We start from the raw sequence: 22374 nt of genomic DNA on the forward strand, positions 1-22374 counted from the left end.
ACCCGATGAAACTGATTGGCAGCTATACCAGCCCGTTTGTGCGTAAGATTTCGATTATCATGCTGGAAAAAGGCATTACTTTTGAATTCGTTAACGCATCGCCTTACAGCGATGACAGCCACGTGCCGCACTACAATCCGCTGGGCAAAGTCCCGGCGCTGGTTGCTGACGATAAGCAAATCTGGTTCGACTCCAGCATCATCGCCGAATTTCTGGAACTGCGCGGCGAGGAGCCGGCTCTGCTGCCTGCCGATCCACTTGCGTCGCTTAATATCCGTCAGCTTGAAAAGCTGGCGGATGGCGTTTGTGATGCCGCGCTGGTGATCGTGCGTGAACAGATGCGACCGGGTGATTTGCAGTCGGAAGAGGTACTGCTGCGTAATCGTGAAAAGATTCAGCGCAGTCTCGACATGCTGGAAGCAAAGGCCGCAGAGGGCAAATGGCTCAACAACGGTCAGCTCAATCTGGCGGATATCGCCACCGGATGTATGATCGGCTACCTCAATTTCCGCCGCGTGGTACCCAACTGGTGTGTTGAGCGTCCGACACTGGTGAAGCTGGCGGAAACACTGTTTCAGCGCGAGAGCTTTGCGCGGACGACGCCGCCTGCGGCGTGATGGATGTGGTGGCTGGGGCTGATGATTTCATCGGCCTCCTGAGCGCACCGCTCTCTCTGCAGTAGCTCATGATCCTGACAATCTGACGCAGGCTGAATGGGCTGACTATCTTTGATAGCGGCCCGATATTTTCCGGGATGTGTGCAGTATACGCAGGATGCGAACCGCATCTGTTTCAGCTACATAGATGATGATGAACGGTAAGCGTGGCACCACCAGTTTAAGCTGTTTTTCTGTTCCGACTTTAGTGCCAGCCCGCGGGTTTTCGCTAAGCAGACTGGCCAACCGGGTAAACTTATCGTCTGTTGCACTGGCTACCAGCAGGCCAGCCTCACGATACAGATAACGAAATATTGTTTCCCTGTCCGCCTGCGCCTGTTTTTCCCATTGAACGGCTGCTATCACAATGTTCCTTGCGCGGCCTGCGCTTTAAGCTCTTCCATGCGGGTATTCATTTCATCGTTACTGATGAACTCACTTTCACCGGCATCATAACGACTGAATGCCGCCGCTATCTGCTCTTCCAGCCATGCATCATGTTTACTGTCCTGATAGTGCCGCTCTTCAGCAGCCAGCTCTTCCGCTCGCTGACGCATAACCTCAGTCAGCGTCTTCTTCTGGCGCTCGGCTGCCTGCATGGCAAGTCGTTTAACGTCGTCATCAATCCTGAAGTGGATAGTGCTCATAGCCTGACTCTCACGTGGTGTCGTTTGTGGTGTCATCATGCCTGTCATCCCTTTCTCTGTCATCTCCATTTCACTCTTATGCGATGCCGGAAATCGCCACGCTAATAGAACTAAATAGCGGATTACGGATGCTGAAGAGCATATTGGGAAGAGGATGCAAACGAAATGGTAAATGGAAAAACAATCTGTTTTTAAGAGACGCCTCGCAATCTATTACTTAGCTTTCAGCGAGTTTACAAAGCGGACGGTGTATATTTGAACAGGAGAAAACAGGACAAGAAGCGCGTAACGAGAGATTATTAGCGCGGGCTGAAGGTGGTGGAACACCAACAGCCCGCTGACCACAAGCAACTAATAGAGGTAGTTACTATGGCTGGAAAAGATTCTACGTCAGAACCCGCTGTACCCCAAGCACGCAAAAGCATCGTCGGATATCGCCCCAACGGCGGCAGACCCAATCCCTTGCCTCAACTGACCATCAAAGGACGATGGCTGGAACAGTGGGGATTTATTAAAGGCCAGCCGGTCAGCATCATTGCCGAACAGGGTCAGCTGATTATCCGCCTCATGCCCACCACGGAGGAGAACGTATGAACATCACCTTTATTCAGGAACCCGTCCCGGAACTGACCATCACGGGCGTCTAGCTGGCCGTGCTCGGATTTACCACCGACACGCCGATCCGGCTGGTGCTGCTTGATAACACGCTTTCGGTAACAACCGTGACCGATGAAGCGGAGTTGAAAGCACTCTGCGAACCCAGCCAGCAGTGGCAGGGTCTGGGCCAGACTGGGTGCGGGAAAACGACGAGGTGATTATCGGCGGTAGCTGGCTGACCGGTTTCGGTATCACTGAGGCGGGACAGTTGATCATCCGGCTCACGACTGAAGTATAACTGACTGATTAAAGCAAAATCCCAGCCGGTTGGCTGGGATTTATTGAGTTAAAATTACAGGTAGAGGCTATCGTCGTAAGGACTGACAGCAAGAGTTTTTTCAATTTCAGCTTCTGCTTTTGATTTCCATAAGGAATTCATTTTTGCCATTAGCTCAATATACTTTGGAAAAGCAATACGCCTTCCATCTCTATCCCCAATACGATTTTCTAACTCATATTGAAATGCGATCTTATAAGCAAGCTCTGACATAATCCAATAAAGTAGCTCCTCTGTTGAATCTGTAATTTTTCTGGAGAACACATATCCTCTTTCAGAACAGATGTAATTATACTTTTCGTTCTTAAATGAAATATAAGGAGTTCCATCACCAATAGGAGCTGTACTAAGATTAACTGAAAGCCTTGGCAGGCCTGCTTTAAAAATCAGTTCATCAACTTTTTTTTGCAGCTCTTCAATACTTAGCATATTAGTGAACCTCACGGATCTATTCATTTTTCAGCAGCCATTCAACATTCACACGCTCTTGCATATTAGGCAGAATCTGAATGCCTCCTCCAGCTTCACCAAAAGCAGGGACTATCTCGACGTCGCGCCCGGCCTGCAGGCTGACATCCCGATCGGCAGCCACCGCCGATCCTGTCACCGTCAGGTCGCGTCCGGCAATGACCATGACGCTTTCGCCGCTCAGCAGGCTGACGCATTTTAACAACCCTGCAGACCCTGTCATTACTGGTTAAAGTAATGATGCGCCCGTGATTTTGGAGATAAATTGAAGGCTGATTAGCATGGATTCTTAGTATGAAAAACAAGCGCGTTTGCAGAGGGCATAAAAGAAGAAAAAGACACGAAGTACTGACCGAAAAAACAATCCATTTTCAGAGATGCTTCGCAGTTTATTACTTAGCTTTCAGCGGGTTTACACCTCAGAAGGTGTATATTTAAACATGAAAAAAAAGGACCGGGAGAACGTAACGAGAGATTTTTTAGCGCGGACTGAGGGTGATGCAACACCGACAGCCCGCTGACCATAAGCAACTAAACAGGAGTTGATCATGGCTGACACGCATCATAAGTCAGAGACCCGCACGCCCACAACCGCCGCCAGCGAATCGCAGGCGCATTATTACAAAGTGGGATACCGGCCTAATAAGGGCCAGCCGAACCCGCTGCCGCAGCTGACCATTAAAGGCCGCAGGCTGGAGGCGCTAGGCTTTACGACCGGACAGAAGATCGAGGTGATCACCGGGCCGGGACAGTTGATCATCCGGCTGGCGACTGAAGGGTAACCGACTGATAAATTAAAATCCCGGCTCACTTCAAGCTGGCCGGGATTTCTTATTTTAGGATGGAAGCTTAGTAAGTAATTCATTTACTTTATCTGTATCTTCAGGATGCAATTGAAGATATTTCTCGCAGGCTAAACGAGTATATTTAAACCCTACAGATTCAGGAACAATCATTTCCGCACCCCAAACACCAAACATTATTCCATTAAAATGACATTCTGGATCTGAATCTTCAAAATCAGGAAACGAACAATATGTTTCATTCACACCGCAACCAATCTTATTTATAAGATATGGTAACATCCACATGAACTTACCTTGTAAATTCATTGAATTAAAATAATCTCTAACGACCCATTCAGGATCACTCTCATAGTCTGTGTTATTAAAAATATATTCGTTCATCATTTTACCATCGGATAGAAGTTTTCTACCATTCCTGTTTTTTGATCCAAATAAACCTGGAACATTACCCCACCGGCTGTTGCCGTATACTCTCTTTGCCCTGATGCTATAGCTGCTTTGTAGCCAGCACTTGCAGCTTTTTGTCCCAAATCTAGTATTTTCTGGTCAGAAAAAACTTTAGGGTCATAGATTGTTTTGGCAAATACTTTCTCTTTATAGCCTGTAACATTACCAGCACGATCGTAAGAAGGTATTTGATATTGAACTTCTGTTATCCCCTCCACGCCAGTTTGAGTTTCACCGACAATTTTCACATTTTTCTCACTTACTGTTGAGTAGAAGGCATCCGCGTTGTGGCCTCCTGTAATACCTTTTTGTTGGCTATATTTTTCTACCGTTGCCATATGCTCCGGCTGATTAACTTTAAAGCTAATCCCCTCAGGATAAATATTAGCCTCTTTAACCATCGAGCTTAGCTTATTAGCCGCTGTCGCTCCTAGCACCGGAGACATTGAGGCTGCAACGATCTTCATTCCATCATAAGTGGATACATACTGTTCAGCAGTAGTCTTATCGACTCCGAGCTGCACCATGGCGTAATTCACCATCGCATCCTTCACCTGCTGCTGATTCTGCGCGTCAACGCTGGTGATATTCAGCAGGTTTACTATCTGGCCGTAAGCGTCAGCATACATATCACTGACTTTGTTATTGTACTGACCGGTTTCGTACTCGCCTTTGACTGCGATAACTTCCAGCCTTGCACCGGCACAGGCTGCGCTTCCTGCATTGCCGTTGCCACAGGCATCCAGCACCTTCTTATCGCGGCTGATATCCAGCTCGTTCAGCTCGTTTATCTTCTGCTGAGCCTGTTCACGCTCTGCCGGATCTTTGCTGTTCTGGAGTTTCTGCTTCGCCAGCTCCAGCTCGGTCTTCTCCGACACATGCAGGTGATTCTGCTCAACCGCATTTTTACCCGCCTGTGCCCCCGCCACAGCATTACCGGTACTGTCACCAACCACGCCGCCTGCCAGCCCCGCCGCTAATGTCCCCAGCGCACTTATCGTCTGCCGCTGCTCTTCGGTCAGGTCGTCACGCTTAACGCCCGGATACAGCTGCTGCGCGATATACTCGCCCATCGCCGCACCCGAAGCGCCAGCCAGTGCCGAGTTGCCCGCCGCATATGAGGTTACCGCACCCAGCACCGCGTGCGCCATCAGGTTCGCTTCGGTATTCACCTTACCGTTCGCGTCCGTCGTCAGCTCATGTATCTTTTCCGCCACATACGGCGCGGCCGCGCTGCTCAGCGCCTGCGCAACGTTGCCGCCCGACAGGCCCTGTACCGCCGCCGTTACCGCGCTGATGGCACGCTGCACCTTACCGCCCGTTCCGAATCCGCTGTCGGCGAACGCCTTATCATAAAAATTACTGTAAACCTGGTTATTAACGTCGCTTTCGCTGTACTGCTTCTCCGGGTCCTTCGCTTTCAGTTCCGCCAGCGCCCTGTCGCGGTCGGCCTGCGTGGCGCCGGACATCTTATCGTTTGCGGCCTTCGTCGCGATTATCTGGCCCTGCGTCCGCGCAATATCACCCGCCTGCGCCCCGATTTCTCCAATGAGCTGCGCCGCCTTCAGCCGGTTCTGCTCTTTCTCCTTGTCGAAGAATAGGCGAAAAAATCCCGGCGGCGGTGGCCGGGATTTGTCATTTAACTTTTCAGGCTCTTATAAAAATCTAAAACACTATCTAGATTCGTACTCCATTCAGATATTTTCATACCATCTTCATCATGAGTAGTTCGCTCATCAATAAATTCGTTTATCTTCTCCGGAGAAAATTTTTTGTGCTCCTCAAGAAAGATAATACTATTTTGCACATGAACTATTTCAGCCTTAAAGTATAAGGCCCAAACAAAAACAAAATTTGCTAGCTCAGGCTCATACATTGAGACAGCAAGAGCTGCATGGTTTTTCTTTGTTAATCCCTCGTCAAGTGACTTCAACCAACTTTTTTTATAATCATTAATATTCCAGTAAGTTAAGGGAATATTCATAGATTCTGTAAAGTCGCCTATAACGATTGACGCCGGTGCAAAAAGCGCACCCTCAATGTCAATCTGCTTATCCTCAGGGAAGATACCAAACATATATCAGTCCTTAATTTTATTTAGCTCACTATCGTAAGTGCCAATTCGTTTACCTTTGCTGTTGAATAATTTCCAACCATCAGAAACATTATGACTATCAACATCAGGAGTGATGTAATTTTTTCCATTGTAAAACACAGGTTGACCATGTGAATCGAACGGTGCCTTTTGGGGTGGAATCCTACGATCAAAACCTAGATTTTTAGCTGCTTCTTGAGCTTCTTTCCCTTTCAGCGCTAAATACGCCAGATCATCTTTATTCTGTTCGGGGATCGGCGTTGGCCGTGATCACGCTGGCGTCATTGAGCAAGTTGCCGGTAATGCGCAACATCATGTTGCCACCCGCCAGAATGCGCGCGCCGATACCTTCGCTGACCAGCCGATCACGCGTCACGGTGCCGGTTGCAGTTCGTTCACGGAAATTGTTGTAATCGGTGACGAAAGGCGCATTGTCGATGTCGATATGTTTTTCGGGATCCCACTGCTCAAGACGTCCACGGTTGAATTCGCGCCATACCGTGTTCTGATAGGGAGTGGGTACGTCATTTTGCCGGAATCCGCGGGTTTCATAAAACGTCATGGCATAGGTGCCGTCGGCATTAGGATTGAGCGCCAGATAGTTAACCCACAGATCGGTCAGCACGCCCTGATTGTTCATGACACGGACCTGGGCGCGTTTGCCTGCAGCGTCAATCGCCAGCAGCGTGCCGTAAGGATTACTCTGCGCGGCCGCCTCATCCTGGAAGGTCAGTTGCTGAGTGGTCGACGCCATGGTGCTGAGATCGGTGCTTACTGCTGAGCCGTAAGAGCGCCAGTAATAATTATAACGATGCCAGCTGTAGTCGCTGCTCTCCGCCTCGCGCTCAATCACCAGTCCTTCACGCAGGTTGTCGAGCCGCCGCGCCTCCAGCGTCATATCACCGTCTGCTTCGATAAAACTCGCCCGGTTCTCGATCAGGTCATCGCTGTGCAATGACAGGCGATCGCCGCTGTAGAGCAGTGCGCCATCTTTGTTGCTCAGCCGCTCGCTGGCCTGCAGCGTCAGGCTTTGCGTTGCGGCAATGACCGCAGGCTGTCCGTGATTGTCGATAACCCGACCATGCACGGTGACTTCATCGCCGATCACGGTAGCGAGGTCAGCCCCTCACCAGCCAGCCACTGGCCGCCCGCATTGTTAATGTTACCAGTGCGGCTGCCTTCGGTCTGACCCTGAACCGTCAGCTGCTGCTGAGCAGAAACCTTACCGGCCAGGTTGTTGATCTCCTGCGCAACGCGCAACGCCAGCCCGGCGGCTGACTGCAACACACCGCTGTCCCAGTCACCCGCCAGGTTAAGCGTCAGTGCCTGCTGGCTAAGAACCTGCCCTGACTGGCGATTGTTTAGCGCGCCGCCCTGCAGGAGCAGATCGCCGCCGCTTTGCAGCGACCCGCCATCGTTATCAAATAGTGTCGCGGAGGTGCCATGGATCGCGAGGGCGTTTTGCGCCGTGAGTTTGCCGCCCTGGTTGAGGATATCGCCACGGCTGGTCAGGTCCAGATCACCGCCAGACTGCAACCGGCCGCTGGCGTTATTGAGTTGTTCTGCCGTCGCCGTGACCCGTTCACCGCCCTGCGCCGTCCCACCGCTGTTCTGCCAGAGTCCGCCGCTGTTGAGCGAAAGATAATGACCCGCTTCGATCCAGCCGCCGCTGTTGTCCAGCTCCTGTGTCGCCGTCAGGTTCAGATCGCGCTGGCTGATAATCTCACCCTGCGCATTGTTCAGATGCTGCGCGGTCAGCGACAGCTGGCCGCCGTTCAGGGTGCCCGCGTGATTATCCAGATCACCGCCCACGCTAAGCGTGAGCGCATTACCGGCCAGCAGATTACCCTGACTGTTGTTAACCGCATCGCGGGCAGTGATAGCCAGCGACGCCTGGGTTTTGACGGAGCCACCCTGGTTATTCAGGCTGCCTGTCTCAAGCGTCAGATCGCCGTTACTGCCCAGTTCACCCGAGGTGTTGTCGAGCAGTCCATCAACCCGCCAGTGCTGCGCCGCGTTATCGAGTGCAACCATCCGGCCACGCTGGTTGTTCAGCGAGACGGCCCGCAAACTGAGCTGCTGGCTCTCAATCGAGCCGTCGCTGTTGTCCAGCCCGCCAGACAACGTAAAGCGGCTTTCGCCACTTCCGGTCTGCGACCAGCCCGCCTGCTGGCTGAACAGGCTGCGTCCATCGATCTGCCAGCGTCGGGCGCTAATCTGTGCCTGCTGCGCGTCGATATCACCTGAGGTGTTAATCACCAGCTCCGTGCCATTAATCACCGACTGACGCACAGCAACACCCTCTTCCTGAGCAGTCAGCGTTGCGCGGCTGGCGGCGATCTGAGCGCCACTGAGATCGACCCGGCGTCCGCGCGCGCTGACCTCTTTTTTACTCAACAGGCTGCCGCTGGCGCGAATGGCATCCTGGCTCTCAAGATGCAGACTGGCTTCCTGCACAATCTGGCTGCTGGCATCGCTGCCCGCCAGCAGGTTTCCACTGCTCTGGATGCTGCGGGCTGCCGTCAGCCTTACGTCGCCAGCCGCCGCCAGCGTGCCGGACTGGGTAATTCCACCTTCGCGGCTCTGAACCGTCAGCTGACCGCCGCTGTGAAGTTTGCCCTGATAATCAACGCTGTCCCTGGCCGCCAGGCTGATGTCGCCTCCGGCCTGAGTAACGCCATCCTGTGCCGCCGATTGCCAGACAAGTTTACCTTCGCTGCTCACCACCAGCGTTTTACCCGCCTGCACCTGGGCGTTCTGATTGCGCACGCCGACGCCCGCTTCGGTGCCCATCATGCGAATCTGGCCGCTGTACATGCCGCCCATATGACCCATGTCGATCGCCAGTTCAGGTCTGGCGCTGCCGTCGTCAGCCAGTGGTGTGACCGTCTGCGCGTCTGCGCTTACGCGGTTGCGACCGGCCACCACCGCCAGCTCCTTTTTGGCCCAGACGCCCGCATTGATTTCCACCGCGCGGGCCAGCACGTCAACGTATTCAGTATCATGACGGGGATCGCCATTAAGTCCGCCGCCTTCAATCCGCACCACGCCACGTTCAACCTGATAACCCGCCAGGCTACCGTCAGCGTTGAGCTGCGGTTTGCCGGTGGTCAGCGTCATCCGTCCGGCATTGATAGTGCCGCATCCGTTGCAGACAATGCCGGCCGGGTTGGCCACGATCACCTGCGCCCGTCCGCCCGCCACTTCCATATAACCGCGTAGCTGGCTGGGATTGTTGCTGTTCACTTCGTTTAGGATCACCCGCGCCGCTGGGGCGTTTGGGTTGAGATTAGGGTTGCCCTGAATCATTCCGGCCAGCTGCGTGGAGGTCATCACTGCAGAGTTATTCAGGATGGCGCCGTTCTGCGCGACGTCGAACTGCTGATACTGGTTATGCGAGATGCCCGCCTGATTGGGCGCGGTGATATTGACCTGCGGCAGCCCATTCTGGGTCGCGATGACCTCCGGCCGCTGGCCTGGTGTAGCGTTGCTATCTGCCACAATGCCGTTCGCCATGACAGGCCCGGCAAACAGAGCCAGTCCGAGCAGCCACGCCGCGCGACGTAAAGTGACCCAGAGACGCGGCGCGCCGTCGCCACGGCTCTGGCCCGGTTCAGTGCTGCAACTGCGGGCAAGTTCTGACACCACCCGGAGTTCACCATGGGTGCGGCTGAAGATAATGCGATAGCAATGTTTATTCATGGGTCACATCCGTGTGAAAGTCAGAGGTTCAGATAGCGGGATCGCCCGCTTAGTGGGTCAGATTTCCAGGTTAACGCTGAAACCCGCTGTCGCGCCTGATGTATGAAAACCCGAGGGCTTATAGAGCGGCACGCCCGCAAACAGGTCGTAGCTGAAGCGACTCCAGAGTGAGCCGCGTACGCCGATGGCACTGCCTGCCAGCTGATGCCCGACCAGATCCCGGGCCCCAGGCCCGCTCACCCGGCCATAATCGGCGGCCAGGTAAAGCTCATGTCCGCGTGAGAAAAGATTCCAGCCGATTTCGTTGCGCCACAGCAGACCTTTTTCGCCTGACAGCATCTGTTCACCGTCGAAGCCGCGCACCGTATAACGCCCGGCAATCGCCATACGCTCCTGCGGCGTCAGCGCATTCTGACTCCATTGTCCCCGCACGCTGCTGTAGACCCGCCAGGGCTGCTCGCCCAGGGCGAAAGGATGGTTGATGCCGAGGTCGCCCAGCAGTATGCCGGTTCGCGCGCTACCCTGATGACGCGCCTCTTCCGGTGCAGGAAGCGCATTAAACGCCCCGGTGCCGCGCCGCCAGGCGATATTGGCGTCCAGCGTGCTGCTGCCAAAATAGCTGTGCTGATTCAGGCCCAGCTCCCAGCCCGCGGTGCGTCGCTTTTGCTGCCCGATATCGATATGGTTGACGGCGTTGGTGGAGTGTTTGCGGTAGCCCCGCAGATTCAGCGTGGTTTTGTTGGACTGGTCGCGGTAGAGCAGGCGGGAGACCGTGAGTTGGGTATTGTCGCTTTTACCGCTGTAGCGCAGCACCTCATTGGCGTTGGGGATGTTCTGGTGATAGGTGTAGTCGTTGTAGTTGGCAGAAACAGCCCAGTACCCGATCGGGAAAAAGTAATTCAGGGTATGCGAGCGGTTACCGAACGGCCCATGCTCAAACAGATTTTTGCCGATGTTGGCGTAAAACAGGTCGTTTTGCGCAAAGGGCGCATCCACGGCCAGCGTGGCGGAACCGAGGTAGCGTCCGGTACTTTTAGAGCCGCTGTCATCCAGTCCCAGACTGAGCCGCACCGGTCTGCCTTCGTGCCAGTTGACCAGCAGATCGCTGGTCGCTTCCTGCTCGCCCGGTACGATTTTAATGTCAGCACTGGCGCTAGGCACTCGCTTAAAGTTCTCCAGACCCTGCTCGATATCCCGCAGATTCAAAATATCGCCCGATGACGCCGGAACGGCATTCCACAGCCGTCCGCGCCATGAAACAGGTTCTTCGAAGCGGATCTGGCTGATACGGCCAGGCTGCAACGTCAGCGTCAACACACCCTTCGTCAGATCCTGCTCCTGTGCCATAACGCGGGTAGTGACATAGCCTTTGGCAAGAATCGCATTCTGCACTTTGTTGATGACCAGTACGATGCCCTGTCCGCCCAGGCAGCGACCAGTAGCGTCTTCAGCCGCGTCGAGCGCCCACTGAAAACGGCTGGCTGCCTCGCCCGTCAGGGCGATCCGATCGATGGTAAAGCAGGGCTGCTCATTAGCCGGATAACCGGGCAATCGACTATCAGGACGCGGAAGGTGTTCATTTACCTGCGGCGCATTCTGCTGTTGCAGCACGCGCTCGCGCGTTTGCTGGCGCAGTTGCTCGCGGGCATCAATCGCCTGGCCTGCTTCGCGGGGAGTCTCGGCTGGCGAGGCTGCCATCAGTGGAAAAGCTGAGCAAAATAGCGCACCCGCCATTATGGCGAGCAGACGTTCTGACGGGTGCCAGAGCGACAAAAAAGTCCTTTTCATGAAAATTCCATTTCACTAACTGTAACGGGGTGTAACTTTCGGCGGATTATCCATCTGAAAAGGGCAAAAACAAGGGGGCGAGCTATTTTTCGGGCGGTTTCTTAACCTGCGGATTTACGAAAGAGCGTAATACGGTAATCGGTTTGAGAATACAAACAAACCCATGATATTTAATGAGAAAAAAACCGGCATGATGCTGATGAAAAAATAATCTCTAACGCAGCGGAATGACTTCAAAGCCTTTTTAAGCACTTTTGCGCATTCATTTGCACATTAAAAAAATGGTCGTTATTACGATCGCGCTCGCCGCCTGTGGCGTAGTGGCGAACTGAGGTCATACTTCGTCTTTAGCATGCGCATCTGGGACCACATTGCTAAGGTTTCATATGAAAAAATGGGTCGACCTGGCTGGCTGCTCTGACATTTCAGTCAGTTTCGTCCCCGGACAGGTCATTTTCATAATCCTGCCCGCCATGCCATATGCCTAATACAGTTACCGTTTTCTCAGAAAGCATGAAGGCGATTATTGTCCGCTTGCGGTAATTTGTGATTCTCAGCCCTGGCAGAAGATCATCACGACAGTTTCCTCTCTGTGGAAACTGTGCAAGAGATTCACAATAATCGATGATGTTTTCTGTAAAGTTCAGAGCGGTATAGGGTGTCGCCTCTTGCGCGATATAACGGTAAAGCTCTGCCAGCTGTTCCTGCGCTTCCGGTGCGAAGACCACCCTGTAAATCATCACTCCTCCCCGCTCACCTTCCTGTGTTCCGCCTTCAGTCTTTTCCTGAGGTCGTTAGCGCTCAGGCTTTCTGTTTCACCACTTTGAAGTGCTTCCCAGGCAGGCACTACCTTTTCATGCAACCATTGCTCTACAGCATGATCCCGTGCCATTAGCGCACGCAGACCTTCACGGATGACTTCGCTTTCCGACGCATATTCGCCGCTGGCAACGCGCGCTTTTACCTGCGCTGCCATTTCATTTGGCAGTGTGATACTCATCTGCTGTGTTGTTCTCATGGGTAACCTCTTTCCTCTGCCTGATAGGATTTAATCATACTCACCTTTCTGGCAGCTGTCAGTTTCATACCCTGCGGAGTGACTCTCTCAGAAATCGGATATTTACAGATGTCGTTGCAGGTATCCGGTTTTCAACAACGCGCTAGCGCATTTTACCAGCGGTTCAGCCACGGTCATTACCGGACAGGGTAAAAACATACAGATTAATGAGGAATTCAGAGATCTTTAGCACAACTAAAACGCAGGCAACCTGATTCATCTGCAGTCGTCAGCCAGAGCTGAGCATTACGGCAGGTGCTTTGAATAAACATGCTATCGGGAGGACATCCCGGCCTGAAAAATCCCATAAAAAAGGGACGATTGCTCGTCCCTTTTTCGCACTACGCTAAGAGCATTACTGCAGCAGCGAGATATCCGCGACCTGCAGGAACAGCTCACGCAGTTTCGACAGCAGCGTCAGGCGATTGACCCGCACGGCCTGGTCGTCGGCGTTAACCATCACTTTATCGAAGAAGTTATCTACCGCAGTTCGCAGCTGGGCCAGTTCGACCAGCGCATCCTGATAGCGGCCTTCAGCGAAGTAAGGCTGCAGCTTGCTGCTCAGCGCGGTGACAAACGTCGCCAGCTGGATCTCTTCGTTCTCTTTCAGCAGCGATGCCTGCACGCTCTCATTCAGCGTTTCAGTCGATTTCGCCAGAATGTTAGAGACGCGCTTGTTCGCCGCTGCCAGTGCTGCGGCTGCTTCCAGCGTACGGAAGTGCGACACCGCTTTCATACGTGCATCAAAGTCAGCCGGACGGGTCGGACGACGCGCCAGGACTGCCTGCAGCGTATCGATGCTGTGACCCTCTTCCTGATACCAGGTGCGGAAGCGACCCAGCATAAAGTCGATCACATCATCGACCACGCGGGCATTGCTCAGCTTGCTGCCATACAGACGCACGGCTTCTTCAGTCAGCGTTTGCAGATCGAGCGGCAGGTTCTTCTCAACGATGATACGCAGCACGCCCAGCGCCGCACGACGCAGTGCGAACGGATCTTTGTCGCCTTTTGGATGCTGTCCGATGCCGAAAATACCGGCCAGCGTATCCATTTTATCGGCAATCGCCAGCGCACAGGCGACCGGGCTGGATGGCAGAGCGTCACCGGCAAAGCGCGGCTGATACTGCTCGTTCAGCGCGACCGCCACATCTTCAGCTTCGCCGTCATGACGCGCGTAGTGCATGCCCATCACGCCCTGCGTATCGGTGAACTCGAAGACCATGTTGGTCATCAGGTCACACTTCGACAGCAGGCCCGCGCGGGTGGCGTGATTGACATCGGCGCCGATTTTACCGGCAATCCAGCCCGCCAGGGTCTGAATGCGATCGGTTTTATCGCGCAGCGTGCCCAGCTCTTTCTGGAACAGGACGGTCTCCAGACGCGGCAGGTGATCTTCCAGACGCTTTTTGCGGTCGGTATTAAAGAAGAACTCCGCATCGGCCAGACGTGGACGCACCACTTTCTCGTTGCCGGAGATAATCTGGCGCGGATCGCTGGATTCGATGTTGGTGACGAAGATGAAGTTCGGCATCAGGTTGCCGTCATTGTCATACACCGGGAAATATTTCTGATCGCCTTTCATGGTGTAGACCAGCGCTTCCGCAGGCACCTTGAGGAATTTCTCTTCAAAGGTCGCGGTCAGAACGACCGGCCACTCCACCAGCGAGGTTACCTCTTCCAGCAGGCTGTCGCTGATATCAGCAGTACCGCCTAAACGGCGTGCAGCCGCTTCAGCATCGGCTTTGATCATCGCTTTGCGGACCTGATAGTCGGCAATGACCTGGCCGCGTTTTTCCAGCACATCAGGATAGTGATCGGCGCTTTCGAGCGTGATTTCGCTTTCACCCATAAAGCGGTGACCACGGATAATCCGGTCTGACGCGATGCCCAGAATGGTGCCAGGGATCAGCTCATCGCCCAGCAGCATCGTCACGGTGTGAACCGGACGGACGAACTGTACATCGCTGTCGCCCCAGCGCATCAGTTTGGGCACCGGTAGTTTGCTGAGTGCGGTCGCAATCATCGCCGGCAGCAGCGCCTGGGCCGCTTCGCCTTTAACCTGGGCGCGATAGACCAGCCATTCGCCTTTATCGGTGGCGAGGCGTTCAGCCTGATCGACAGTAATGCCGTTACCCCGCGCCCAGCCTTCGGCGGCCTTGGTGGCGTTGCCGTCTGCGTCAAATGCCGCAGCGACTGCCGGACCGCGCTTCTCCACTTCCCGATCGGGTTGTGAGGCGCTCAGGTTGGCGACTTTCAGCGCCAGACGACGCGGTGCAGCAAACCAGCTGACCTCGCCGTGGCTCAGGTTGGCAGCATCCAGTTCAGCGGTGACCTGCGCGGCAAAGGCTTCTGCCAGGCTGCGCAGGGCTTTTGGTGGCAGCTCTTCGGTGCCGATCTCCACCAGGAAGGTTTGTTCAGTCATGGCTGCCTCTTACTTTTTGTTATTGCACATCGGGAAGCCCATTGCCTCGCGAGAGGCATAGTAAGCTTCAGCCACGGCTTTGGTCAGGGTACGAATGCGCAGAATATAGCGCTGACGCTCTGTTACCGAGATCGCTTTACGGGCATCCAGCAGGTTAAAGCTGTGTGCCGCTTTCAGAATGCGTTCGTAGGCGGGCAGTGGCAGCGGTTTTTCCAGCGCCAGCAGATGCTGCGCCTCTTTCTCGTACTGCTCGAAGCAGGTAAAGAGGAAATCGACGTCGGCGTATTCGAAGTTATAGGTGGATTGCTCCACTTCGTTCTGATGGAACACGTCGCCGTAAGTGGTTTTGCCCAGCGGGCCATCGCTCCAGACCAGATCGTAAACGCTGTCGACGCCCTGGATATACATCGCCAGACGCTCCAGGCCGTAGGTGATCTCACCGGTCACCGGCTTACACTCCAGGCCGCCAACCTGCTGGAAGTAGGTGAACTGAGTCACTTCCATGCCGTTGAGCCACACTTCCCAGCCGAGTCCCCAGGCACCCAGCGTCGGGTTTTCCCAGTTATCTTCCACGAAGCGAATGTCATGCACCGTCGGATCCATACCCAGCTCTTTCAGCGAGCCGAGATACAGCTCCTGAATGTTGTCCGGTGACGGTTTGATGATCACCTGGAACTGGTAATAGTGTTGCAGACGGTTCGGGTTTTCACCGTAGCGGCCATCGGTAGGACGGCGTGATGGCTGCACGTAAGCGGCGGCGATCGGCTCCGGGCCGAGTGCGCGCAGACAAGTCATCGGGTGTGAAGTGCCAGCGCCCACTTCCATGTCCAGCGGTTGGACAATGGTGCAGCCCTGACGCGCCCAGTAATCCTGCAAGGTCAGGATCAGCCCCTGAAAGGTTTTGGTATCAAACTTTTGCATGTTGAGTGTGCACGCGCTTCGGTTAGATTAAAAAAAGAGGCCGACAGTATACCCTTTGACCGCGCGATGTGCAGCCGTAAATCCCAGACGGTTCCGGCGCGTTTTCGCGGTAATTACGGGCGCTGACATACAGATGGCTCCGAATCCTGCTGGCGGCAGTTGTTGCTCTGGTCGCATTTGGCTACCCTTTTGCGCACGGAGCTATGCGCAAGAGGACGCCATGCCGCAGAAGATTTACTGGATCGACAATTTACGCGCGGTTGCCTGCATGATGGTGATCGTGATTCACACCACCACCTGGTATATCACCGGACCGATGGCGGTGACCGGCACTACCTGGGATGTGGCGAATCTGCTGAACTCGGCATCACGCGTCTGTGTTCCGCTGTTCTTTATGATCTCCGGCTATCTGTTTTTCGGCGAACGCAGCGCCCAGCCGCGCCATATGCTCCGGCTGGTGCTCTGTCTGTTGTTCTACAGCGCGGTCTCGCTAGCCTATATCACCTGGCTGACGCCGATCAGCGAAGGACGTTCGATCCTGAAGATGCTGCAGAAGCCGGTGTTCTATCACCTGTGGTTCTTCTTTGCGCTGATTGGCATCTATCTGATGTCGCCGCTGATTCAGGTGAAAACCGTGCAGGCGCGGTACGTGGCGCTGCTGGTGCTGGTGCTGGCGGTGCTCGCGAATCCGAATACGGTCAGCCAGTCGCTGGGCCCGTTCCATTTTCTGCCGGTGAATCTCTATGTCAGTGGTGACAGCATTTACTACCTGCTCTATGCGCTGCTGGGACGGGCTATCGGCACCATGGAGACAAACCGGCGCGGCCTGACGCCGCTGGCTGCCGGGCTGTTTATCGCCTGCGTGATTGGCATTACGTTAGGGACTAAAAAGGCGCTTATCGTCAACGGAGCGTTTAACGATACCTGGTATCTCTACTGCGGACCGCTGGTGTTCATTGCAGCGATCAGCCTGCTGATCGTGTTTAAAAACAGCCTGAATGCGCGCACGCTGCCCGGTTTAACGGTGATTGCGCGCTATTCACTGCCGATCTACGGCTTCCACGCGCTGTTCATTCACTATCTGCGCACGCATCATTACGATGATATGTCGCGTCCGTGGCTCGACCTGCCCTGGGTGTTCGGGCTGACGCTGGGCGGCAGCCTGCTGCTGGGGATGGCGCTGAAACGCGTCGATACCCGTCACTTCGTCAGCTGATCGGTTTCGCGCTGGCGGGCGCGTCGTAGCTGGCGAGCCGATGAAAATCCCGCCGCCAGCGCCGCCTTTTCGGCAGATTCACCCTGCTGCTGACGCTGGCGCGCCACGCCAACCCGCAGCTGCTCATGGTACTCCCGCACGCTGATCCCCAGATGCTGACGAAACAGCCGCGCCAGATGGCGGCTGCTGACGTGCGTACGTCCGGCCAGTTCGGTCAGCGTCCAGCCATGCTCAGGATGAGCAATCATCAGATCCTGCGCCCGATGAATGGCCGGATGCATGTGGTTACGATAACGCAGCCAGGGTGAAAGCTGTGGATCGTCACCGGCGCGGCGGAACCAGACCACCATTTCCCGCGCCACCGCCAGCGCTGTATGCGTATCACAGAGCTGAGTGATCAGATGCAGCGCCAGATCGATGCCCGCCGTGATGCCTGCGCTGGTCCAGATATTCTCATGCCCGACAAATACCCGATTCTCCTGCACCCGTGCGCGCGGGGCCGCGGCTTTCAGGCGGGCAATCACATCATGATGAGTGGTGCAGGACACGTCGTCGAGCATGCCCGCCTGCGCCGCCAGCAGCGCACCCGAGCAGACGCAGACCAGCATAAAGGTCTGCTCGCGCAGCGCGGCGTGCTGCCGCCTCAGCCATTCGCGTGCTTCTGCGGCCTGCGGTGTGGCGTAACAGATCTGCGAGTCATAGACGCCTGGCACCACCAGCAGACTGCCGGCGGGCAACTGTTCCGGTAAGGGTTCGATGCCACCAATCGTCATGCCGGTGGAGCAGACCACCTCCGGCTGCGGGCCGATGTAGCGCAGCGAAAAGCGATCGCCCGCCAGCTTCAGCGTCTCGGCCGGGCCGGCCAGATCCAGCGCCATCACGCCAGGCAGGGTTAAAAACCAGACGGTATATGTCATGCTGGCCCGCGCTACACCAGATCCCAGCCACGGGCGCGCCACAGCGCAGGCAGTTGCGCCATGTCGTCGAAGCGCGTCACCAGCGGATGATCCAGTTCAGGGTTGTGCGGGTCAGCGCAGTAGTAGTAGACCGGAATCCCGGCGGCGATACCGGCGCGGGCACCCGCTTCGGAGTCATCCACCAGAATGCAGCGCTCAATCGGCACCTGCATCTGTTCCGCCGCGTGATACATCAGTTCCGGATCGGGCTTCCAGTGCAGAATGTCATAGCCGCTATAGAGGTGCTCCTCAAACAGCGGCAGCATGCCGGTTAAGCCCAGCGAGTGCTGCATCTTTTTTACCGTCCCGTTTGAGACCACGCACATCGGCACCTTTATCTGCTCAACCAGCGCTTTCGCGCCCGGAATGGGCTGCAGTTGCAGATCAAACAGTCTTGCCACTTCCGCGCGGTAAGCCGTTTCCACCTCTTCCATCGGCAGCGACACCTGATGCGCGTCGCCCACGTCACGAATGATGTCGTAGAGTTTGACGCCCTTATACTTTTCAAACATCTGCTGCAGCGACAACTCCAGGCCGTAACGGGCAAAGGTGTTGACGTAGGCCTGGGTGCAGAGCAACTCACTGTCCACCAGCGTGCCATCGCAATCAAAAAAGACGCATTCAACTGACATCAGACTCTATCCTTCGATTCAGGGGTGTGCTCCACACTCTACCGCACTCAGCGCAGATTGCGAGACTGGCAATCGGTTGCGAAAAATCATTGTATTGGCCCGGTAAAATCGCCAGGATACGCGCCGATGATTTTTTCTTCTGGATGGATGGCATGAGCAAGCAAGGCGTTTTGCAGCGCATCTTCAGGCTGCAGGAACATGGCACCACGGTGCGCACCGAAGTGATCGCGGGTATCACCACTTTTCTGACGATGGTCTATATCGTCTTCGTCAATCCGCAGATCCTCGGCGTCGCCGGCATGGATACCCAGGCGGTGTTTGTGACCACCTGTCTGATTGCCGCCTTTGGCAGCATTCTGATGGGGCTGTTTGCCAATCTGCCGGTGGCGCTGGCACCCGCAATGGGGCTGAACGCCTTCTTCGCCTTTGTGGTGGTCGGGGCGATGGGTTATTCGTGGCAGGTCGGTATGGGCGCGATCTTCTGGGGTGCGATCGGCCTGCTGATTCTGACGTTGCTGCGGGTTCGCTACTGGATGATTGCCAATATCCCGCTGAGCCTGCGCGTCGGTATCACTGCCGGTATCGGCCTGTTTATCGCCATGATGGGGCTGAAGAACGCCGGTATTATCGTGCCTAATCCCGATACTCTGGTGGCGGTCGGTAATCTGACCTCGCACAGCGTGCTGCTGGGCGCACTCGGCTTCTTTATTATTGCCATTCTGGCATCACGCAATATTCACGCGGCAGTGCTGATCTCGATGGTCGTCACCACGGCGATTGGCTGGATGCTGGGCGACGTGAAGTTTGTCGGCCTGTTTTCTGCGCCACCTTCCATTACGTCTGTGGTCGGTCAGGTCGATATCAAAGGTGCGTTTAACATTGGCATGGCGGGTGTGATCTTCTCCTTTATGCTGGTCAATCTGTTCGACTCCTCCGGCACGCTGATCGGCGTCACCGATAAAGCGGGACTGACCGATGAAACCGGCACCTTCCCGCGGATGCAGCAGGCGCTCTATGTCGACAGCATCAGTTCGGTGAGTGGCGCGCTGGCGGGCACCTCATCCGTGACCGCCTATATTGAGAGCACCTCGGGCGTGGCGATTGGTGGCCGTACCGGGCTGATGGCCGTGGTAACAGGCCTGCTGTTCCTGTTGGTGACCTTCCTGTCACCGCTGGCGGCAATGGTGCCATCCTACGCCGCCGCGGGCGCGCTGATTTACGTTGGGGTATTGATGACCGCCAGCCTGTCGCGCGTACGCTGGGATGATTTAACCGAAGCCGTTCCGGCATTTGTGACCGCCGCCATGATGCCCTTCAGCTTTTCCATTACCGAAGGCATTGCGCTGGGGTTTATCGCTTACTGCGTGATGAAACTGGGCACCGGCCGCTGGCGTGAAATCAGCCCCTGCGTGGTGATTGTTGCCCTGCTGTTTGTGCTGAAGATTGTCTTTATCGACGGACACTAAGCGTATTCAGGGCCGCAACCTCCGGGTTGCGGCTTTTTACATTTCAGGATGCAGGCTGCGCTCGCTGGGCAGGCTGGTCAGCCGCAGGGCATGAGGCCCGATGTTGGGCTTACCCATCTCAATTTCACGTAATGCGCGCCACTGAAAGTCGCTATCCATCTCCCACAGGTGCAGGCGCTGCGTCGCAGACGACAGCGCGCAAGACCAGACCAGCACAGGCTCCGCATCACACACCACCTGAATGTCGGGATAGAGTGACGATCGCAGCCGACCCGCTCCCGGCAACAGGCGCAGCGAATCCAGTCCCCGATCGCCCTCTCCCGTCAGCTTGAGGATGCTCTGGCGCAACGTCCAGATCTGCGCCACCGCTTCCATGGCATCCTGCTGGGCATTGATCCATGCGATCTCGCCCGAGGTTAATGCCTGAATCAGCTGCTCCTGAGTCTGACGGCTCCGCGCATGCACGATCTCCATATCCAGACCGGCACGTCCACCCTCCTCGGCCAGCAGCACCCCCACCGTATTGCCCGCATAGGCGATGCTGAAATCGGGCAGATCGCTGTCAGCAAACACCGGGCGTCCGTTGCTCTGGATAATCAGGGGCGGCAGCTCATGAATGCCATAAACCCGCAGCATCAGCTGTGCCAGCAGCGTACGCGCGGCAAGGAACCGCCCACGGCGTTTGTCAGCAAACTGCTGGGCCGTGTCGGTAATAGCCTGGGGAATGCACAACTCTTTAGCCGGGAAGCCGGGATCGCCCGTCCAGCGTACAAAATGACCAGCCATCTGTCGCTCCGTGAAAATGGTCAGATAATCATCAGACGCATTGTAGGAATTTTCTTACCTGAATGCACCCGGCAACGCACCGATTAAGTTAAATTCGGAATAGGATGAGCGGAGTCGCGAGGGATAGCAGAGACTGGACAGGGCCGTCACAAGGCCTTAACGGAATTATGGTCGCTGTCTGTCACACTGAATAAGAAGAGGATAACTCATGCTGCTGGACGAGATGGTGAAACGAGAGCGCAGCCTGCACGGTGCCAGGCGACGGGAGCTGGCGTGGCTGGAGCAGATTCTCCATCCTGACTTTTGTGAGATAACCCGTTCAGGTCACCTGGTCACTCGCGCGCAGACCATTGCGGCGCTGATAAAAGAAGAAACGCTGCCTGAAATGCTCAGTAGAGACTTTCAGCTGGTGAGCACGGGCGAGATGAGTCTGATACTGCTTTACCAGAGCTGTGATGCCGATGGCAGTCGGGCCGCAATGCGAGCGTCACACTGGCTGCGCGAGGGTCAGAACTGGCGAATGGTGTTTCATCAGGGGACGCCTGCAGAAAATGCTGCACCGCTGTGACACGCTGTTGATAAGGTAATCCGCGCCGCGAATCGAATCGCGACGCGGGCAGCATCAGGCGAAGCGGCTCGCCTGCTCAAAGCTCAGGCGCGGCAGACGCGGATGCAGTTTTGATGCCTCACCGTAGCCGAGGTTGATCAGCAGGTTAACCTGATACTGACCGTCAGGGAAAAAGGCATCATTAACTTTGGCCGGATCAAAACCAGACATCGGACCGGCATCCAGACCCAGCGAACGGGCCGCCAGGATCAGATAACCCGCCTGCAGGCTACTGTTACGGAAAGCGGTCTCTTTCGCCGCTTCCGGGCTGCCGGTAAACCAGCTGCGCGCATCCGCATGCGGGAACAGCGCGGGCAGCTGCTCATAGAACTCGCGATCCCAGGCCACAATCACCGTGACCGGCGCGCTCATGGTTTTATCCAGATTGCCGGAAGAGAGTGCCGGTTTCAGCTTCTCTTTGCCTTCCGCAGAGGTGACGAAAACAAAACGCGCTGGCGAGCAGTTGGCCGAGGTGGGGCCCAGCGCCGTTAAGGCATAGAGCTGCTCCAGCAGGGCGTTATCAACGGGCTTAGCCTGCCAGTAACTGTGGGTGCGGGCATCATTAAACAGCGTGTCCAGTGCGGCAGTGTCGAGCGGTGTACTCATGCAACTCTCCTGTTTCAGGCGAAAAGGTTCGCCCAAGGGTGTTCACGTAGTGGGTTTGCGTCTGGCCGGACGCAGCGGGATGAGGCGGGATTCACTCACCGCAATTCATCCCCGCAGGTCAGATCGGCGCATCAACCGTTATACGTCAAAGCGGTGCCG

At 55.5% G+C, this 22374-nt stretch carries 22 protein-coding genes and 3 pseudogenes; 7 read left to right on the forward strand and 18 right to left on the reverse strand.

All coding sequences use genetic code 11. From position 1 onward, the window contains the following. Nucleotides 1–5: 5 nt before the first annotated feature. Nucleotides 6–617, forward strand: coding sequence for a glutathione S-transferase (locus tag ACN1CO_RS21070; RefSeq protein ID WP_419140550.1), 612 nt, complete (start codon nucleotides 6–8; stop codon nucleotides 615–617). A gap of 105 nt (nucleotides 618–722) precedes the next feature. Here ACN1CO_RS21070 and ACN1CO_RS21075 read toward each other — a convergent pair whose 3' ends face one another. Both ACN1CO_RS21075 and ACN1CO_RS21080 read right to left on the reverse strand, forming a co-directional pair. Beyond that, nucleotides 723–1022 carry a type II toxin-antitoxin system RelE/ParE family toxin gene (locus ACN1CO_RS21075; protein WP_107319197.1) on the reverse strand — a complete coding sequence of 100 codons (300 nt, stop codon included), beginning with the start codon at nucleotides 1020–1022 and terminating at the stop codon, nucleotides 723–725. Continuing rightward, nucleotides 1019–1303, reverse strand: a complete 285-nt coding sequence (locus tag ACN1CO_RS21080) for a damage-inducible protein J (RefSeq protein WP_150013409.1) — start codon at nucleotides 1301–1303, stop codon at nucleotides 1019–1021. Before ACN1CO_RS21080 ends, ACN1CO_RS21075 begins: the two co-directional genes overlap by 4 nt. Nucleotides 1304–1672: 369 nt before the next feature. Here ACN1CO_RS21080 and ACN1CO_RS21085 point away from each other — a divergent pair, with 369 nt between their 5' ends. Both ACN1CO_RS21085 and ACN1CO_RS21090 read left to right on the forward strand, forming a co-directional pair. Next, entirely contained in the window at nucleotides 1673–1897 is a 225-nt protein-coding gene (locus ACN1CO_RS21085; RefSeq protein ID WP_419140551.1) for a SymE family type I addiction module toxin, read from the forward strand. Nucleotides 1898–1956: 59 nt separating this feature from the next. Continuing rightward, nucleotides 1957–2118 carry a hypothetical protein gene (locus tag ACN1CO_RS21090; protein WP_419140552.1) on the forward strand — a complete coding sequence of 54 codons (162 nt, stop codon included), beginning with the start codon at nucleotides 1957–1959 and terminating at the stop codon, nucleotides 2116–2118. Between the two features lie 134 nt (nucleotides 2119–2252). Here the strand turns inward: ACN1CO_RS21090 and ACN1CO_RS21095 are convergent, their stop codons facing one another. Next, complete coding sequence (locus ACN1CO_RS21095) at nucleotides 2253–2666, reverse strand: Imm63 family immunity protein (RefSeq protein ID WP_419140553.1); 414 nt, start codon at nucleotides 2664–2666, stop codon at nucleotides 2253–2255. Between the two features lie 19 nt (nucleotides 2667–2685). Next, nucleotides 2686–2910 (reverse strand): hypothetical protein, encoded by a 225-nt coding sequence (locus tag ACN1CO_RS21100; RefSeq protein ID WP_419140554.1) that lies wholly within the window; start codon nucleotides 2908–2910, stop codon nucleotides 2686–2688. Between the two features lie 343 nt (nucleotides 2911–3253). On the opposite strand from ACN1CO_RS21100, the gene ACN1CO_RS21105 reads away from it, so the two are divergent. Beyond that, nucleotides 3254–3487: a SymE family type I addiction module toxin gene (locus ACN1CO_RS21105; protein ID WP_419140555.1), complete on the forward strand. Its 234-nt coding sequence runs from the start codon at nucleotides 3254–3256 to the stop codon at nucleotides 3485–3487. Nucleotides 3488–3541: 54 nt separating this feature from the next. Here the strand turns inward: ACN1CO_RS21105 and cdiI are convergent, their stop codons facing one another. The 10 genes and pseudogenes from cdiI to glyQ form a co-directional block, all read right to left on the reverse strand. After that, complete coding sequence (gene cdiI, locus ACN1CO_RS21110; protein WP_419140556.1) at nucleotides 3542–3895, reverse strand: ribonuclease toxin immunity protein CdiI; 354 nt, start codon at nucleotides 3893–3895, stop codon at nucleotides 3542–3544. Next, a pseudogene (locus ACN1CO_RS21115) lies at nucleotides 3892–5553 on the reverse strand (VENN motif pre-toxin domain-containing protein); the annotation flags it as partial. The gene cdiI and the pseudogene ACN1CO_RS21115, both read right to left, overlap by 4 nt. 44 nt (nucleotides 5554–5597) lie before the next feature. After that, nucleotides 5598–6035 carry a hypothetical protein gene (locus ACN1CO_RS21120; protein WP_419140557.1) on the reverse strand — a complete coding sequence of 146 codons (438 nt, stop codon included), beginning with the start codon at nucleotides 6033–6035 and terminating at the stop codon, nucleotides 5598–5600. Nucleotides 6036–6038: 3 nt separating this feature from the next. Then, nucleotides 6039–6314: pseudogene (locus ACN1CO_RS21125) on the reverse strand (toxin C-terminal domain-containing protein); the annotation flags it as partial. After that, nucleotides 6307–9755, reverse strand: a pseudogene (locus tag ACN1CO_RS21130) (filamentous hemagglutinin N-terminal domain-containing protein); the annotation flags it as partial. The pseudogenes ACN1CO_RS21125 and ACN1CO_RS21130, both read right to left, overlap by 8 nt. Before the next feature lie 57 nt (nucleotides 9756–9812). Beyond that, nucleotides 9813–11543, reverse strand: coding sequence for a ShlB/FhaC/HecB family hemolysin secretion/activation protein (locus tag ACN1CO_RS21135; RefSeq protein WP_419140558.1), 1731 nt, complete (start codon nucleotides 11541–11543; stop codon nucleotides 9813–9815). A gap of 425 nt (nucleotides 11544–11968) precedes the next feature. After that, nucleotides 11969–12283 (reverse strand): type II toxin-antitoxin system RelE/ParE family toxin, encoded by a 315-nt coding sequence (locus ACN1CO_RS21140; RefSeq protein WP_419140559.1) that lies wholly within the window; start codon nucleotides 12281–12283, stop codon nucleotides 11969–11971. After that, nucleotides 12283–12561, reverse strand: coding sequence for a type II toxin-antitoxin system ParD family antitoxin (locus ACN1CO_RS21145; RefSeq protein WP_419140560.1), 279 nt, complete (start codon nucleotides 12559–12561; stop codon nucleotides 12283–12285). Before ACN1CO_RS21145 ends, ACN1CO_RS21140 begins: the two co-directional genes overlap by 1 nt. Before the next feature lie 394 nt (nucleotides 12562–12955). Further along, nucleotides 12956–15025, reverse strand: a complete 2070-nt coding sequence (gene glyS / locus ACN1CO_RS21150) for a glycine--tRNA ligase subunit beta (RefSeq protein ID WP_419140561.1) — start codon at nucleotides 15023–15025, stop codon at nucleotides 12956–12958. 9 nt (nucleotides 15026–15034) lie between these two features. Then, nucleotides 15035–15946 (reverse strand): glycine--tRNA ligase subunit alpha, encoded by a 912-nt coding sequence (gene glyQ, locus ACN1CO_RS21155; RefSeq protein ID WP_003849680.1) that lies wholly within the window; start codon nucleotides 15944–15946, stop codon nucleotides 15035–15037. A 220-nt stretch (nucleotides 15947–16166) separates the two neighbouring features. On the opposite strand from glyQ, the gene ACN1CO_RS21160 reads away from it, so the two are divergent. Beyond that, nucleotides 16167–17162 (forward strand): acyltransferase, encoded by a 996-nt coding sequence (locus tag ACN1CO_RS21160; RefSeq protein WP_419140562.1) that lies wholly within the window; start codon nucleotides 16167–16169, stop codon nucleotides 17160–17162. On the opposite strand, the gene ACN1CO_RS21165 is transcribed toward ACN1CO_RS21160, so the two are convergent. Together ACN1CO_RS21165 and yieH are read right to left on the reverse strand one after the other, a co-directional pair. Next, nucleotides 17147–18079 carry a GlxA family transcriptional regulator gene (locus ACN1CO_RS21165; protein WP_419140563.1) on the reverse strand — a complete coding sequence of 311 codons (933 nt, stop codon included), beginning with the start codon at nucleotides 18077–18079 and terminating at the stop codon, nucleotides 17147–17149. The two genes, ACN1CO_RS21160 and ACN1CO_RS21165, sit on opposite strands and share 16 nt — an antisense overlap. 11 nt (nucleotides 18080–18090) lie before the next feature. Next, a complete protein-coding gene (gene yieH / locus ACN1CO_RS21170; RefSeq protein ID WP_179898954.1) occupies nucleotides 18091–18750 on the reverse strand; it encodes a 6-phosphogluconate phosphatase in 660 nt (219 codons plus the stop codon). 152 nt (nucleotides 18751–18902) lie between these two features. On the opposite strand from yieH, the gene ACN1CO_RS21175 reads away from it, so the two are divergent. Next, a complete protein-coding gene (locus ACN1CO_RS21175; protein ID WP_419140564.1) occupies nucleotides 18903–20216 on the forward strand; it encodes an NCS2 family permease in 1314 nt (437 codons plus the stop codon). Nucleotides 20217–20252: 36 nt separating this feature from the next. On the opposite strand, the gene ACN1CO_RS21180 is transcribed toward ACN1CO_RS21175, so the two are convergent. Beyond that, the gene (locus ACN1CO_RS21180) at nucleotides 20253–21002 is read right to left on the reverse strand and encodes a 4'-phosphopantetheinyl transferase family protein (RefSeq protein ID WP_419140565.1); all 750 of its coding nucleotides are present in this window, start codon (nucleotides 21000–21002) and stop codon (nucleotides 20253–20255) included. A gap of 208 nt (nucleotides 21003–21210) precedes the next feature. Between ACN1CO_RS21180 and ACN1CO_RS21185 the strand changes: the two genes are divergently transcribed. Then, entirely contained in the window at nucleotides 21211–21570 is a 360-nt protein-coding gene (locus tag ACN1CO_RS21185) for a DUF4440 domain-containing protein (protein ID WP_419140566.1), read from the forward strand. Nucleotides 21571–21624: 54 nt separating this feature from the next. Here the strand turns inward: ACN1CO_RS21185 and ACN1CO_RS21190 are convergent, their stop codons facing one another. Further along, nucleotides 21625–22215: a malonic semialdehyde reductase gene (locus ACN1CO_RS21190; protein ID WP_090966549.1), complete on the reverse strand. Its 591-nt coding sequence runs from the start codon at nucleotides 22213–22215 to the stop codon at nucleotides 21625–21627. Between the last annotated feature and the right edge of the window lie 159 nt (nucleotides 22216–22374).

It is taken from the genome of Pantoea sp. R13S299, from assembly GCF_048515925.1.
In the GTDB taxonomy this organism is placed as follows: domain Bacteria; phylum Pseudomonadota; class Gammaproteobacteria; order Enterobacterales; family Enterobacteriaceae; genus Pantoea.